This is a genomic window from Luteimonas sp. TWI662, assembly GCF_039673825.1.
Lineage (GTDB): Bacteria > Pseudomonadota > Gammaproteobacteria > Xanthomonadales > Xanthomonadaceae > Luteimonas.
On the sequence record NZ_JBDJMI010000016.1, the window covers coordinates 34,810 to 49,533 of the forward strand.

Annotated in this window: 13 protein-coding genes; 3 read left to right on the forward strand and 10 right to left on the reverse strand. The window is 70.0% G+C overall.

Annotated features, from left to right (window positions below; translation table 11 throughout):
• Positions 1-26 precede the first annotated feature (26 nt).
• Complete coding sequence (locus ABE488_RS12040; RefSeq protein WP_346448582.1) at positions 27-2,879, forward strand: protein kinase; 2,853 nt, start codon at positions 27-29, stop codon at positions 2,877-2,879.
• On the opposite strand, the gene plsB is transcribed toward ABE488_RS12040, so the two are convergent.
• The 4 genes from plsB to ABE488_RS12060 form a co-directional block, all read right to left on the reverse strand.
• Positions 2,876-5,662, reverse strand: a complete 2,787-nt coding sequence (gene plsB, locus ABE488_RS12045) for a glycerol-3-phosphate 1-O-acyltransferase PlsB (RefSeq protein ID WP_346448583.1) — start codon at positions 5,660-5,662, stop codon at positions 2,876-2,878. The genes ABE488_RS12040 and plsB overlap by 4 nt on opposite strands.
• Positions 5,663-5,691: 29 nt before the next feature.
• On the reverse strand, positions 5,692-6,597 hold the full coding sequence (locus tag ABE488_RS12050; RefSeq protein WP_346448585.1) for a hypothetical protein: 906 nt from the start codon (positions 6,595-6,597) through the stop codon (positions 5,692-5,694).
• A gap of 83 nt (positions 6,598-6,680) precedes the next feature.
• A complete protein-coding gene (locus ABE488_RS12055) occupies positions 6,681-7,358 on the reverse strand; it encodes a hypothetical protein (protein ID WP_346441840.1) in 678 nt (225 codons plus the stop codon).
• 54 nt (positions 7,359-7,412) lie between these two features.
• Positions 7,413-7,730: a hypothetical protein gene (locus tag ABE488_RS12060; RefSeq protein ID WP_346441839.1), complete on the reverse strand. Its 318-nt coding sequence runs from the start codon at positions 7,728-7,730 to the stop codon at positions 7,413-7,415.
• Positions 7,731-7,970: 240 nt separating this feature from the next.
• On the opposite strand from ABE488_RS12060, the gene sctU reads away from it, so the two are divergent.
• Entirely contained in the window at positions 7,971-9,176 is a 1,206-nt protein-coding gene (gene sctU, locus ABE488_RS12065) for a type III secretion system export apparatus subunit SctU (RefSeq protein ID WP_346441838.1), read from the forward strand.
• Between the two features lie 27 nt (positions 9,177-9,203).
• On the opposite strand, the gene sctT is transcribed toward sctU, so the two are convergent.
• From sctT to ABE488_RS12095, 6 genes are read right to left on the reverse strand one after another with little or no spacing between them, the layout of a single operon-like run.
• Positions 9,204-9,989 carry a type III secretion system export apparatus subunit SctT gene (gene sctT / locus ABE488_RS12070; RefSeq protein WP_346441837.1) on the reverse strand — a complete coding sequence of 262 codons (786 nt, stop codon included), beginning with the start codon at positions 9,987-9,989 and terminating at the stop codon, positions 9,204-9,206.
• Positions 9,989-10,255 (reverse strand): type III secretion system export apparatus subunit SctS, encoded by a 267-nt coding sequence (gene sctS, locus ABE488_RS12075; RefSeq protein WP_047136761.1) that lies wholly within the window; start codon positions 10,253-10,255, stop codon positions 9,989-9,991. Before sctS ends, sctT begins: the two co-directional genes overlap by 1 nt.
• Complete coding sequence (locus ABE488_RS12080) at positions 10,255-11,244, reverse strand: EscR/YscR/HrcR family type III secretion system export apparatus protein (RefSeq protein ID WP_346441836.1); 990 nt, start codon at positions 11,242-11,244, stop codon at positions 10,255-10,257. The genes sctS and ABE488_RS12080 overlap by 1 nt, the downstream gene beginning before the upstream one ends.
• Before the next feature lie 3 nt (positions 11,245-11,247).
• The gene (gene sctQ / locus ABE488_RS12085; RefSeq protein ID WP_346448587.1) at positions 11,248-12,300 is read right to left on the reverse strand and encodes a type III secretion system cytoplasmic ring protein SctQ; all 1,053 of its coding nucleotides are present in this window, start codon (positions 12,298-12,300) and stop codon (positions 11,248-11,250) included.
• On the reverse strand, positions 12,293-12,892 hold the full coding sequence (locus ABE488_RS12090) for a response regulator (RefSeq protein ID WP_183425283.1): 600 nt from the start codon (positions 12,890-12,892) through the stop codon (positions 12,293-12,295). Before ABE488_RS12090 ends, sctQ begins: the two co-directional genes overlap by 8 nt.
• A 2-nt stretch (positions 12,893-12,894) precedes the next feature.
• Positions 12,895-13,998: an ATP-binding protein gene (locus ABE488_RS12095; protein ID WP_346441834.1), complete on the reverse strand. Its 1,104-nt coding sequence runs from the start codon at positions 13,996-13,998 to the stop codon at positions 12,895-12,897.
• Between the two features lie 72 nt (positions 13,999-14,070).
• Here ABE488_RS12095 and ABE488_RS12100 point away from each other — a divergent pair, with 72 nt between their 5' ends.
• Positions 14,071-14,514 (forward strand): flagellar biosynthetic protein FliO, encoded by a 444-nt coding sequence (locus ABE488_RS12100; protein ID WP_346441833.1) that lies wholly within the window; start codon positions 14,071-14,073, stop codon positions 14,512-14,514.
• Positions 14,515-14,724: the final 210 nt, after the last annotated feature.

Here is a 14,724-nt window from a genome sequence, read left to right on the forward strand (position 1 = left end):
GCAGGAGAGTTGCCATCGACACGCCGTTGTCTTCCGAGCCTGCGGTCCAGCGACGGGCGCTGGAGCTGTTCGATGCCTACGTGCGCCTGCCGGGCTGGTGGCGAGCGCGGAAGCTGGCCCGTCTGGCCCAGTCCGATCCTGCGTTGCACGCGGCGCTGTCGGCACTGCTCGCGGCCGATCATCGGGGGCGCTCGATCGCACGCGCCCCGTTCCCGGCGATTTCGGGACTGCTGGAGACGCAGGCGGCACATCCCGACACCGATCCGCATCTGGGGACCCGGATCGGCGCCTGGGAGATCACCGGCGTTCTGGGACGCGGCGGCATGGGCACGGTCTACCGGGCCCGCCGCTGGGACGCACAGCTGCGGCAGGTCGCCGCGCTCAAATGCATCCGCGACGACCTCGTTTCTCCGCGCCTGGTCGAGGCCTTCCTCGCCGAACGCAATGTCCTCGCCGAGCTCACGCATCCCGATATCGTGCCGTTGCTCGACGGCGGCGTCGACGATGCCGGACGACCCTGGTACGCCATGCAACTGATCGACGGCGTCGCAATCGACCAGTGGTGCGACGCGCGGGCGCTGTCGATCCGCGATCGCGTCGCGTTGTTCGTCGAGGCCTGCGGCCAGGTCGCCTACGCCCACGCGCGCGGCGTCGTGCATCAGGACATCAAGCCGTCCAACCTGCTCGTGACCCCCCAGGGCCGCCCGCGGCTGCTGGATTTCGGCCTCTCGATGCTGATGTCCTCCGACGCGCTCGCGCCGGCGCAGCGGCTGGCGATGACGAGCGGTTACACCGCCCCCGAGGCGCTGGCGAGCGGGGCGCGGGACATGCGCGTGGACGTCTACGCGCTGGGCGTGCTGCTGTGCCGGCTGCTGTGCGGCGACGGCCCCTGCGCTGCGCCTCTGGCGTCGGCGCAGCCGCGTGCGCCGTCTTCGCTGGTGGCTGCACTCGATACCTCTGCTGTCCGCGTGCGTGGCGCCGGGTCGGCATCCGCGCTGGCGCGACAGTTGCGCGGCCCGCTGGACGCGATCGTATTGCAGGCCGTCGCCGTCGATCCCGAGCGCCGCTTTGCGAGTGTCGAGGCCTTGACCGACGCGCTCACGGCCTGGTCGCGGCGCGGCCGGCCGGCACCGAGGTCCCGCGCGCGCAGGGCGCTGGTGCTCGCAGGCGCGGCGACGGCGGTCGCGCTTCTCGGTCTGCTTGGTGGGCATGTGTGGCAGGGCAGCCGGGAGGCGGTGATCGCCAGTCAGGCCGACCGTTTCTTCGAATCCATGCTGGGCATGGCCGCGATCTCGGAGTTGGGCGACCTGCCGCCGACCCGGTCGGCGCTGCTGGTTTCGCTCGAGCAGGGCCTCCGCCGGCAGGCCGTCGGCTCCGATGCGGACGGCATGCGAGCCAGGGGCCTGTCGGTGCTCGCGCGCAGTTGGGCCGTCGCCGGCGACTATGCGCGGGCCGAGGCGCTGGCGCGCGAGGCCGGAGAGGTGATCGATCCGCGCGATCCCCTGGCCGCGGCTTTCAACCTGGCCACGTTGGCGCAACTCCAGAGTCTGCAGGCCCGACATGCCGATGCCGAGGCGACGGTCGCCGCAGGCCTGGCGCGGTTGCCCGTCCGGCTGACCGAGCAGCACCGGCTCGCCCACTTGCGGCTCCTCGCGCAGCGCGCGGTGGCCGAATCGGGACAAGGCCGTTCGCAGGACGCCTTTGCAACGCTGGACACGGCGATCGCCGAGGCGCGTTCGCTGCCCGCGGCGGTCGCCGACAACATCACCGCGCAACTGCTGACCCAGCGCGGGATCTGGCTGCGCTGGCGCATGCGCATGGAGGAATCGGAGGCCGATCTGCTGCGCGCGATCGCCTTGACCGACGACGCGGCGCCGATCCTGGCCGACGATGCCCGCGAATCGTTGATCCGTACCGTGCGGGCGTCGCGCAAGCCCGGGCGCGAGCAACGCGCGCTCGCACTGGCGAACCAGTTGATCTCGCGGCGTCGCGCGAGCCTGGGCGAGCGGCATCCGCAGACCGGAATGGCCCTGGCCGAGCTGGCCTTCATCCAGATCCTCAACGCCGATCTGGCCGGCGCGGGCGAGACCGCGGCTCTCGCCGAGCGCATTCTGTCCGAAGCGCTCGGCGCCGAGCATCCGGCGGTCGCGCGCGCCTACATGGCCCAGGCGCATCTGGCTGCCTACGCGCGCGACATGGACCGAGCGTTCGAACGGACCGGACGGGCACTGCGCATTTACGAGCGGCACTACGGCCCGGATCAGGAGTTCACGCTCGAGGCGCGTTTTCTGAGGGCGAGCAATCTGTGGGCACGGGCCGGAAACGCTGCCGATGATCCGGACCTGATCCGTGCGCGCGACACGCTCGGGGCGGCGATCGCGAGCAGTGTCGCGGCGCACGGCGAAGTCTCGGCGCATCATCGGGGGGGCTACGCGATGCTGCTCGCGACCACCGGTCGCAAGGACGAGGCGGCGCAGCAACTGGCGCTGGGCAAGCGCGACGCCGCACGTCAGTTCGGGACCGACAGCCAGGACGCGATGATGGTCCGGTTGGCCGAGTGCGGATTTCTCGTCCGTTATGGCGAGAACGACGCTGAAACCTTCGACGCGTTGACCGTGCTGGAACGCGATGCGGCCCAGACCGGGACGATGTTCGCCGATGGCATCGCGCACAGTGCGCTATTGATGCAGACGCGCTGGCTGACCGAGCGGCAGCGCCACACCGAGGCGCTGGACGCCGCGCAGCGCACCCGCGCGATCGCGGTCAAGCTGGACAAGCCGGCATTGATCGCCGACGCCGATGCCAAGATCGACGCCCTGCGTGCCGCCATCGGCAGCGACGCCGCGCCCGTCGACCGGGCATCGGCGCAGGTGCGTTAATCGGCCGTGTTGGCCGCCTCGGTCGATGCCGGCTCGGCGCGCACTGCTTCCGGACTGACCTTCTCGATCGAATGCCGCAGCTCGCGGCCGAGGATCACTTTCGCATCCTTGGCCAGGGCGGTCAGCCGCTCGTCGAACACCAGCTTGCTGTTGCCGTCGAGCCGGACCAGACCCAGTTCGCGCAGCTTCTGGATGAAGCCGCGGAATAGCGACTTGTCGAAAAACTCCGGCGCAGCCGGTGCATACAGCAGCGACAGGCGCTGCGCGGCCAACTGGCACAGGCCCTCGAGTTCGCCGGCGCCCAGCGTGCCCGGGCCGTTCTTGGCCAGTACCGAGATCGCGATGTAGTAGCGCTCGAAGGCCTGCTGCAGCGGGTGGCTGAGCGCACGCAGCCGGAAGACCTCGTCGCTCTGTCCGGCATTGCGGCCGTAGACCGGATCACCGTCATGGTCGTCGGCGAGCGGTTCGAGCAGCCCCTCGCGCACGAAGGTGGCCAGCGTGCGCGCGATGCGGTCGGCGAAGGCGTCCTCGGTCCAGGGCAGGAACAGTTCGGCCTGCAGGAACGGATACATCGTGCGGCCCAGCCGCAGCAGCGTGTGCCGGCTCATGCGGCGGTTGTGCAGGAAACAGCAGGCGATCCACGCTGAGGCGGTGTACAGATGCAGCACGTTGTTGCGGAAGTAGGTCAGCAGCACCGCCTGCTCGTCGTCGCCGACCCGCAGGACATCGCCCAGCGGGTGGGCGACGCGTTCGAGCACGCCGATCTCTTCGCCGTGGGCGACGATCTCCGCCGGCGTGTGCGGGGTCAGCGTGACGCGGTCGGAGTACGGCACGTCGGCGAGCAACTGCTTGGACAACGCGATCTGCGCCAGCAGGTCGGCCTCGCCCATCGCGTGCTTGGGCGTGGACAGCAGCGCGAGCGAGAGCAGGTTGATCGGATTGACGTCGGCTGCGCGGTTGATGTTGACGTGGATGCGCTGGGCCAGCACGTCGATGGTGTTGGCCAGCCACGTCGGCTTGGCGTCCTCGGGCACGGCGCGGCCGTCCCAGTCGGGTGCCAGTTCGGCCAGCACCGCGTTGAGGTGGATCGGCTCGCCGAAGTTCACCACCACTTGGCCGTAGTTGCTGCGCAGCACCTGCGGGATGCCCCACAGCAGCCGCCAGATCGATTCCTTCTTCTTGGCCTTGCCCGACAGCTCGTCGAGATAGCTGCTGCCCTCCATCAGCTTTTCGTAGCCGATGTATACCGGCTGGAACAGCACCGGCTTGCGCGGCTCGCGCAGGTAGGCGCGCAGGGTCATCGCCAGCGCGCCGCCCTTGGGTGGCAGCAGCCGACCGGTCCGCGAGCGGCCGCCCTCGATGAAATACTCGATCGAGTAGCCGCCGCCGACCAACTGCGCCATGTACTCGGAGAACACCGCCGAATACAGCGCATTGCCGCGGAAGCTGCGCCGGGCGAAGAACGCGCCGCCCTTGCGCAGCAGTGTGCCGATCACCGGCAGGTTGAGATTGACGCCGGCGAAGATGTGCGGCGGCACGATGCCGCGGCCGTAGAGCAGGTACGACAGCAGCAGGTAGTCCATGTGGCTGCGGTGGCTGGGCACGTAGACGATCTCGTGCCCGGGCGCGGCCTCCTTGAAGCGGTCCAGGTGGTGGACCAGCACGCCGCGGAAGATCCGGTTCCACACCGTGGTCAGCAGGAAGCTGGCCGAGCGCACCAGCGGATGCGAGTAGTCGGCAGCGATTTCGTAGGCGTAGGCGTGGGCTTTCTTCCACGCGTCCTCCGGCCGGCTGTTGTCGCGCCGCGCCTGGTCGGCGATCGCGTCCTTGACCGACGGCGACGCCAGGACCTTGTCGACCAGCAGCCGACGAGTCGACAGGTCGGGGCCGATGATGGCCTCGCGCATGCGGTTGAAATGCGTGCGCAGCACGCGCGAGAGCTTGCGCACCGTACGTTCGGCGCCCAGGTCCTCGTCGAGCAGCGGCCGCACCGCGACCGGCTCGGCGAAGCGCACCAGCGTGTCGCGGCCATTGAGCAGGATCGACAGCAGGCGCCGGAAGCGGCCGACGATCGTCCAGTTCTCCGAGAACAGCACCGAGAACCAGCCGTTGGCCTTGTCGGGCGAGCGACCGACGAAAATCGAGACGGGCACCACCTGCACATCGAGGGTGGGATCGAGTCGGTGCGCCTCGAGCAGGCGCGACAGCGATTCGGAATGTGTCGACTTGGACGGCGGCTTGCCGGCCGCCAGCGCCAGCGCACTGCCGGCGTTGCGCCGCGACAGCGCGACATAGGCGCGCTTGCGCCCCAGCGGGTCGCCGGGCAGCGGCTGCAGCGGCGACGGCAGGCCGGCGTCGCGGCAGGCGCGTTCGAGGATCAACGCGTTCGACAGGCCGTAGTCCTCGAGCACGTAGCAGACCGGACGATGGTCGACCAGCGTCTCGGGGGCCTGCGGTTCGACCTTCAGCCCGATCCAGGGGCGCAGCAGCCGGTCGAGCAGGCCGGCCCACCACGGCCGGCGCGCGGTCCGGCGCGGCGCGGCCGGATGGCGCGCCACGAGGGGCGTACGCGCGTCCGTGGCCGGGGTCGCATCGGCAGCCTGCGCCGGGTCCGCAGCGGTCGCCTGGGCGGCCGCGTGCGCGGCGCGCGCGTGTGCGTCGGCCGGCGCAGGCGCGGCATCCGGCGGCTGGGCCGCAGGCGTCCGGTCGGTGTCGTCGCCGTCGCGCCGGGCGCGCGGGTCGTCGGGAAAGGGGAAGGTCGGTTGGTCGGGCATCGGCGGCATTATGCCCAAGCGGCCCCGTGCGGCGGACGTCAGGGGGCCGGCGGGGGGGCGGCCGCGGCGCGGGCGTGGCGCAGGAAGTCGGCCACGTACCAGCGCCCGTCCACACGCTCGACGCCGATCTGGGCATCGATCGAATGGCCATGGAGCAGGTAGCGCAGCCGCACCCGCGCCTGGTCGCCGGTCTGCGAGGCCAGCGTCGGCTCGACGCTGTCGAAGCTCGCATCCAGATCCAGGCCGTAGGCGCGCAATTGCTGCTTGCCGGCCTCGAACACCGGCGACAGGCGGCGCAGCCCGGCCGCCATGCCGGCCCGGCCGAGCGCGGCGTCGCTGTCGAGCGCAGTGCGCCGGACCGCAGTGGCGAGCGCTTCGACGGTCAGCTGGGCGAGGGCGCGGTCGGCCAGCGGCGCCTGGGCCGCCCACTCACCGGTGGCTGCGACCAGTTGCGTGTAATGCCGACGTTCGTCGTCGCTGAATCCCGGCGACTGGGTCAGGTACTGGGTCGCGAACACAGCCAAAGCCCGCGCCGTCGAGCGCAGTTCGCCTTCGGCGCCGGCGAACTGCCGATCGAAGGTCGCCAGCAGCGCACGCTCGGCGTCCGGCGCGTGCAGCGCGGCCAGCGCTGCGGGAATCTGGCCCGACAGCGGCAACTCCGACAGCGGCCACCGGGTGCGGTCCTCGCGCCAGGCCTGCTCGAGCGCCGGCGCCAGATCGGCCGGCAGCGCATCGCGGGCGAACGCGGCCAGATCCCCGTCGCGCAGGTGTCCGGTCAGGCGCGTGACCGCCTCGACCGGTGTCGCGCCGCCGGTCGGCGCTGGTGCGGTGTCGGGCGCGGGCCGGTCGCAGCCGCCCAGCCACAGCAGCAGCGGCAACAGGGCCGTGCACCCACGATGCGGGCGCCGGCGGGGCCGGCGGCGGGTCGGCGCGTGCGCATGCATCCGGCGATTCTCCTCGGCCCCCTCAGGCCGGCCATCCTGCAATGGCCGGGTCGCTCACGACAAGTCAGACGTCCTGACCGCGCTCACAGATCGTGCGTGACCCAGCCGCGTGGGGTGTCGGCCGCCGCGGCATCGAGCGCGGCCTGGGCGATCTCGTCGGGCGTGCGTCCGGCGCGCCAGGCCGCGGCGATCGCGGCCAGCCGCTCGCGCGTGGCGCGGGTGTAGGCGCCTTCCAGTTCGTTCTGGGCATCGGCGGCGAGCTTCTGCGGATACAGCGTGCGCGCATCCTCGCTGCGGTTGAGCAGCGCGATCATCCCGGCCAGGCTCTTGCGGAAAGTCTGCGCCGACAGCGCGGTGCGTTGGGTCCGCTGCAGGTGCCAGACTGTCAGGTACTCCACCGGCCCGAGCAGGCGGCGCGGGGTGCCGCCGAAGAACTGGCCGGAGAACGCGCTGGCCGCGACCGGGCCGCTGGCATCGGGCAGGCGGGTCGCGCCCCACGAACTCAGCGCGCCGCCCGGCAGGTCCATGCGGCGCAGAGCCGTTCCGAAAGTGTCGGCAACCAGGCGCTGCGCGTGGCTGTCGTCGCTTTCGGCAACCACCTCCAGCAGGCGCAGGAACAGCGGATAGCGGTCCTCGCCCAGGCGCCGTGCCAGGCGCTTGAGCACGGTCAGCCGGTACTCGGGATCGGGATGCGTGGCGAGCGCCGAGACCAGGCGGTCGGCGGCAGTACGCAGGGATTGCGCGGAGGGCACGGCGTTCATCGGGTTGCAGCCAGCAAGGACGACGGCACTCTAGCGCGTCGTGCGCGCGCCGCCCTAGCCGAGCGCGTCGAGGATCGCGTCGGTCCCGTGGTCGGCGGCGGCGGCCAGGTCCATGCCGGCAAGACGGCCTTCGAGCGCGCGATCGCCGGCGAACAGCCGCGATCCGGCCGGGACGTCGTTCCAGGCGACGGCATTGAGCATGTCCTCGCCCGGATCGGCCTGCGGACCGCGGGCTGCGAGCGCGCTGTCAGCCTCGACCAGACCGACCAGGCCGCTGCCATCGGGCTGGCGCAGGTCGTCGAACGCGACCTGGCTGCCCAGCCGTTCGAGGCTGGCGGCGGTGAAGCCGGTGTTGGAGGAGATACCGCTCATACCGTGTCCGCTCGGGTCCGTGGAGGCCGCTCATGGCGACGATGGCGCGACTGTAACGCCGGTGCCACATGCGGGCTATCTCGGGCTGGCCCTAGGGGGGTGCCCGATGGCCGACGGCCGGCGGCTTCAACATGAATGCACGATGGCCGGCGCCCCGTTTGCGCCTGGCCCGCGCACTGCGCGTTGCCTGCGCGCTGCATGCTAGCCTCAGACCCCCGTGATGCGCCGGTGCAGGCCCGCATGGCAGAGCAGAACGAAGGCGCCGACAAAACCGAAAAACCGACCAGCAAGAAGCTCAAGGACGCCCGCAAGGAAGGCAATGTCAGCAAGAGCCGGGAACTGACCAGCACCGTGCTGGTGATGGGCTGGCTGGTCGGCGGTTGGCTGTTGATGGGCTTCATGTTCCGGCGCGTGCGCGGCCTGTTCGAGCAGGCGCTGGAGGTCATGAACCAGCCGTTCGACATCGCGCTGCGCACCGTCGTGCCGCTGGCCGCGCAGGCCTTCGTGTCGATGACCCTGCCGCTGCTGCTGATGGCGGTGCTGCTGGGCCTGCTGGTGGAGTTCCTGCAGGTCGGGCCGGTGGCCTCGATGAAGAAGGTCACGCCTGACCTGGCCAAGATGAACCCGGTCAGCGGCATCAAGAAGATGTTCTCGATGGACAATCTCGTCGAGCTGGTCAAGTCGCTGTTCAAGAGCGCGGCGCTGATCGCCATCGGCGGCTTCGTGCTGTGGGGCATGATCCCCAACCTGCTGCACCTGCCGTTCGCGCAGCCGGCCGCGATCGGCAGCGCGATCTGGCACGCGCTCAAGTGGATCGGCATCTGGACGATCTTCGTGTTCTTCTTCGTCTCCGCGCTCGATGCCTCGTACCAGAAGTACTCCTACATCAAGAAGCTGCGCATGAGCCGGCGCGACATCAAGCAGGAGGTCAAGGAGAACGAAGGCGACCCCTACGTCAAACAGCGGCGCAAGCAGTTGCACCAGGAGTGGTCGCAGCAGAACATGCTCAATGCCGTCCGCGGATCGAGCGTCGTCGTGACCAATCCCACCCATATCGCCGTCGCCCTGCAATACGAGCAGGGCACCGACGACCTGCCGCTGGTCGTGGCCAAGGGCGAGGGCCACATGGCCGAGGAGATCCGGCGGGTGGCCGAGGAGTCGGGGGTGCCGATCCTGCAGAACGTGCCGCTGGCACGCGGCCTCAATGCGCGCGTGGAGATTGACGACTACATCGGCAACGAGTTCTTCGAGGCGGTCGCCCAGGTGCTGTACTGGGCCGAGGGCATGCGCTCGGGCGAGTCGCGCCCCGAGCCGCCGGAGTTCGTGCCGCCCGAGGACATGCGCGAGGAGATCGGCCTTGTCGACGCATCCGCACCGGCGCCGCCGCTGGCCGACGATCCCTCGGTCGCCGAGCGATTCGAGGATCCGCGCGATCCGATGCGCTAGTGGGCATCCGTCGCCGGTTCGCCCCGTCTATCCCCCGAACGCGCTCTTCAAGGCGTTCACCAGGCCGCTGTTGTCGACCAGTCGGCGCATCACGATCTCGACGAACACGCCGAGCATCAGCAGGATGATCGCCGTCGCCAGCCAGGCCTTGATCGGCATCGTCAGCGCGAACACGTTGAGCTGCGGCGCATAGCGGTTGACCAGGCCGAACGACAGGTCGATGACCAGCAGGATCACCATCGCCGGGGCGGCGAGCAGCAGCATCGCCGTCATCAGGTAACTGAACTGCCCGACGAACAAGGCCATGCCGCTGAGCCGGATGTCGGGAAAGAAACTCATGACCGGCCACACGGTGTAGCTGGTCATCAGCAGGTCGAGGAACACCAGGAATGCGCCGCTGGCCATGAACAGCCACGACGAGAGCTGCGACAGGAACTCGCCGTGCAGCGAGGTCTGGTGGCCCTGGATCGGATCGAAGATCTGCGCCATCGACATGCCCACCTGGGTGTCGATGATCGTGCCGGCCGAACTGATCGCCCAGAACACGATGCCGTAGCAGAAGCCGATCGAGATGCCGATGAAGGTTTCCTTGAGCACGATCGCCGACCAGTGCGCGGTGCCCGCGGCCTCGATCGGCGGCGCACCGGCCAGCGCGATCGGGATCGCCACGATCGCAAGGCTGACCATGAAGCTGTTGCGCACCATCGCCGGCACCGTTTCGGTGGTCAGCAGCGGCAGCATCAAAAACGCCCCGGCCACGCGCGGCAGCGTCAGCGCGAGCGCCAGCAGCGGGTTCTGCGCAAAGTCGAACATCAGCGCCGGACGAGGCCGGGGAAGTCGAGGAAAATGCGGTCGGCGAACACGTACAGCGTGCCGCCGATCAGCGATCCGGTCACGAACAGCATGATGACCACGGTCAGAAATTTCAGCGCGTAGGGGAACGTCTGCTCCTGCAGCTGCGTGGCCGCCTGCAGGAACGCGACCACCAGGCCGATCAGCGCCGCGGCCGCGACCGGCGGTCCCGACAGCAGCAGCACCAGCCACAGCGCTTCCTTGGTGAACTCCAGGACGTCGCCCATCAGGTCGTTCCGTAAGTGAGCACGAGGCCGTGCACGAGCTTGGCCCAGCCGTCGATCAGCACGAACAGCAGCAGCTTGAACGGCAGCGACACGGTCGTGGGCGAGAGCATCATCATGCCCAGCGCGAGCAGGATGTTGGCCACCACCAGGTCGATGATCAAAAACGGCAGGAAGATCAGGAAGCCGATCTGGAACGCGGCGGTGAGTTCGCTGACGGTGAAGGCCGGCACGACGACGATGAAGTCGTCCGGGGTCAGGTCGCCGCGGCGCTCGGCCGGCAGCATGCGCTGCACGCTGCGCAGGAAGAACGCGCGCTCGGCATCGCTCGAATGCTGGATCAGGAACGTGCGCAGCGGCTCCTTGCCGGCGTCGATCATCGTCAGCAGCCGGTTGGTGTCGAACGCACCGCTCGCCGCCGGTGCCGCGCTCGGCGTGGCCGGCTGGGTGATCTCTTCGGCCAATGCCGGCAATGCCGGCTCGCGCGCTTCGGGCGGGTCGTTGCTCGAGCCGCCACGCACCGCGCTGAACATCGGATCGGGCGCCGGGCCGGTCTCGCCGCGGGCCTGGGCTTCGGCGGCCAGGCCGTCGGCCGCGGCCGGGCTGGTCGCCGTTGCCTCAGCCTGCGGCGGGGCGGTCGTCGCCGCGGGCCGGACCTCGATCGCGCGACCCTCGCGTATGGCCTGCTGCTGGGCGCGCGCCTCGATCTGGCGCTGCACCGAGACCGGCGGCGGACGGCCTTCGAGCCGCGCCTCGACGGCGGCGTTGACGTCGAGGATCACCGGGTACATCACATAGATCGACAGCACGATCGCCAGGCCGTTGATGACCACGTTCGGCGGCACCTGCTGCAGCCCGAGCGCGTTGCGCAGCAGGCTCAGCACCACCACGATCTTGGTGAAGGAGGTCACCATCACCGCCACGAACGGCGCCAGCGCCAAGCTGACCACCGTCACCAGGACGAGGGCGGGCGAGAACGTGCTGAAGTCCATGCCTCAGCTCCAGGACAGCAGGCGCACGCCGAGCGTGTCGCCGACCGCGACCAGTTCCCCTTGGCCGGCGATACGGCCGTTGGCGCGGATCGTCACGTTCGCGCCTTCCAGGTGCGCGGGCAGGGCGAACACGTAGCCCGGCTGCAGGCCGGCGACGTCCCCCAGCCGCAGCTCGACCTTGCCCAGTTCGAACGCCACCTCCACCGGCAGGCGGCTGGCCGGGTCCTCGACGGGCGCGGGCGCCTCGGCGGCGGGCGTGTCGGGGGCGTCGGGGGCGTCGGTGTCACTCATCGGGGCACTCTCCTGGAATCGGGGTTGGGGGCTCGGGGGGCCATCGATCCGCCAGCCTTCGGCGCCGGGCCGGATCGGCCAGCGCATGCCGACGGCATCGGCATGCAGCGTCGGCTGGCGGGTCGACCCGACGATCACCACGTCGCCAGGACGCAGGTTGCGCAGATCGGCGGCGGTCAGTGGCGGGCCAGCCAGCGCCAGCGACACGACGGCCGGCAGCTGGCGCCAGTGGCCGGTATCGGCGGCTGCGGTATCGATCGCCGCGTCGCGGCCGAGCGCGGCCGTGAGCCAGTCGACGCTCGCGCGCAGGCTCCCGGTCAGCAACGCGCCATCGTCGGCGCGCAGTTCGAAGTCGACCCAGACCACATCGACGGCCGGTGCCGGCGGCGGGTCGGGCAGCGGCAGCAATGAGGTGCCCAGCGCCTCGCTCAGACGCACCAGCGCGGTTTCGTGCGCCAGGCTCCAGGCGAGCACGCGTGCGCGCCCCTGGTGGTCCTGCCAGCGCAGCGCATCGTCGTCGTCGGCCGCAGGCATTGCGCTCAGGCGCAGGCCCACCCGGCTGCCGTCGGCATCGAGCTCGAACACGCTCGCCGGATCGCCCGGGCGGCCTTCGCGCAGGACCAGCGTGCCGGCGGTCGACGGCCACTGCCGGCGCCGGCGGTGCAGCGCGCGCAGTGCCTGCGCCTGGGCCGTGGTCAGCTGGGGAATGCGCTCGCGCAGCGAGGTCGCGTTGCGGGAGCGCGCCGATGCGCCCGAGTCAGCCATGTCCAAGCGCCACCTTCATCAGTTCGGGCAACGAGCGTACGCCCAGTTTGCTCATCATGTTCGCGCGATGCAGTTCCACGGTCTTGATGCTGATGCCCAGGATGTCGGCGATGATCTTGTTCGGCTTGCTGGCCACCACCAGGTCGAGCACCTGGCGCTCGCGCGGGCTCAGTTTCGCCAGGGCCTCGCCCTGGGGTGCCCCCGCCTGGCGGCGTTCGCGGCGCAGCGCATGACCGATCGCCTCGACCAGCGCCTCGTCGCTGAAGGGCTTTTCGAGGAAGTTCGATGCGCCCTTGCGCATCGCCTCGACCGCCAGCGGCACGTCGCCGTGCGCGGTCACGAAGATCAGCGGCAGCGAGGAACCGCGCCGCAGCAGTTCGTCCTGCAACTGCAGGCCGCTCATCTCGGGCATGCGGATGTCCGACACCAGGCACTCGTCGTCGCCGTGGCGGGTACTGTCGAACACGGTCAGAAAGGCGGCAGCGGAGGCGAATGCCCGCACCTCGAAGTTCGCCGTCTCCAGCAGCCAGGCCGTGGAGTCGCGGAAGCCATCGTTGTCGTCGACCAGATAGACGCAAGGCGTGCCGGGCATCGCTAGATCCTCCTGTCGGGCGTGGGCAGCGTGAAACCGAACACGCTGCCGCCGCCATCCCTGGCCTCGAAGAATAGCCGCCCTTCGTGGTATTCGATGATCGACCGGCAGATCGCCAGGCCAATGCCCAGGCCATCGGACTTGGTGGTGTAGAACGGCGAGAACAGTTGCTCGCTCTGTGCCGGGCTCAGGCCCGGACCGCGGTCGCAGACCCGGACCTCGATCTCGTCGTCCAGATTGACCCGGGCCTCGATCCGCAGGCCGCGCTGCGCGGCGGGCACCTCGCGCATGGCCTCGATCGCGTTCTTGACCAGGTTCAGCAGCACCTGCTCGATCATCACCCGGTCGGCGTAGACCGGCGGCAGCGAGGCCGGCAGCGCCAGTTCCACGCGCAACTGCTGGCGCTCGGCCTCCAGCCGCAGCAGCTCGAGCACGGTATCGACGATCAGCGGCAGCTCCTGGGCGTCGCGGCGCGGCTCGCGAGCGCGGACGAACTCACGCACACGTGCGATCACCGCGCTCGCATGCTCGGCCTGGGTCCGCGCGGCCTGCAATGCGCGCTCGACCTGGACCGGGCCGCCGGCCTGGCCGACCAGCCGCAGGCTGCCGTTGAGGTAATTCACGATCGCCGCCAGCGGCTGGTTGAGTTCGTGTGCGAGCGTGGCGGCCATCTCGCCGACCGACATCATCCTGGAGGTGAAGAGCAGCTTTTCCTGCTGCGACTTGTGCGAATCCAGCGTTTCGATGCGTTCGCTGATGTCGACGGCAGTCAATAACGACAGTGCCTGGTCGCCGCAGTCGAGATCGCGCCAGTGCAGCGCATACCAGCGGCCGCTGTGCGGCGCGCGTACTTCCTCGCCGCGCGCCTCGCCGGTCAGGTCGCCATACAGGCTGGCGAGCAGCGCATCGCGCTGGCCGTGGCCGGGCAGCGCGCCCAGGTCGGCCGAGAAGCGCGGATTGGCGGCCACCAGCGCGCCGCTGCGCCGGTCGAAGGCGGCGCAGGCGAACGGTACGGCCGCCAGCACGGCGGCCAGTGCTTCGGATTGCGCACCGCGCCCGGTCGATTGGGAGCGGGAGGCGCGCGCCGGGCCAGCTGCCCGTGTCATGCGGCGGCGGCAGTCCGCACGGCGCTGATACCGTAGGCCGGCACCGCTCCGGTGCGCACTCGCCCAGATGCCATGACCCGTGCCGCCTGCCCGTCCCGTTTCTCTGCATTGTGCCGGGCATCCGGCTTGCTGGCCGTCGCTTGGTTGCCGGGATGGGCGGCAGCTGCGCCAGCGGCGCCCGCGGCACCGGCCAGCGATTCATTCGTCGGCGAAATGCTGGCCATCGTGTTGCCTTTGGTCTTCATCATCGCTGGCCTGTTGTTGCTGCTGCGGCTGCTGCGCCGCCGCTATGGATTGTCGGGAGGGGACACGCCGTTGACGGTGGTGCAGATCCTGCCGGTCGGCCCCCGGGAACGGCTGGTGGTGGTCCGGTCGCGCGCCGGCCGGGCATTTGCCATCGGTGTCGGCGGTCAATCCGTGACGTTCGTCACCGATCTGGACGCCGATGACCTGGCACCAGCCAACGAGGCGACAACGCGTACGGACGCGCGCTTCAATATCGCTGGCGATCGTTAAGCCTGCGTGACGCCAGGCGTCACCCGGTCCGCCGGGCCCGCCGCGACCTTCACATTGCTTGCGCCCGGCCTTGCGACACGCTTGCAACATCCGGTTGACCACTTCCTAACATCGGTAGGGTATCGTACAAGGGCAAAAAGTGACGCACGAGGTCAGGGGCAGATGCGCCGAATGAAGTCCAGCTTGCGCGGAGTGCGGAATTGCGCGGTG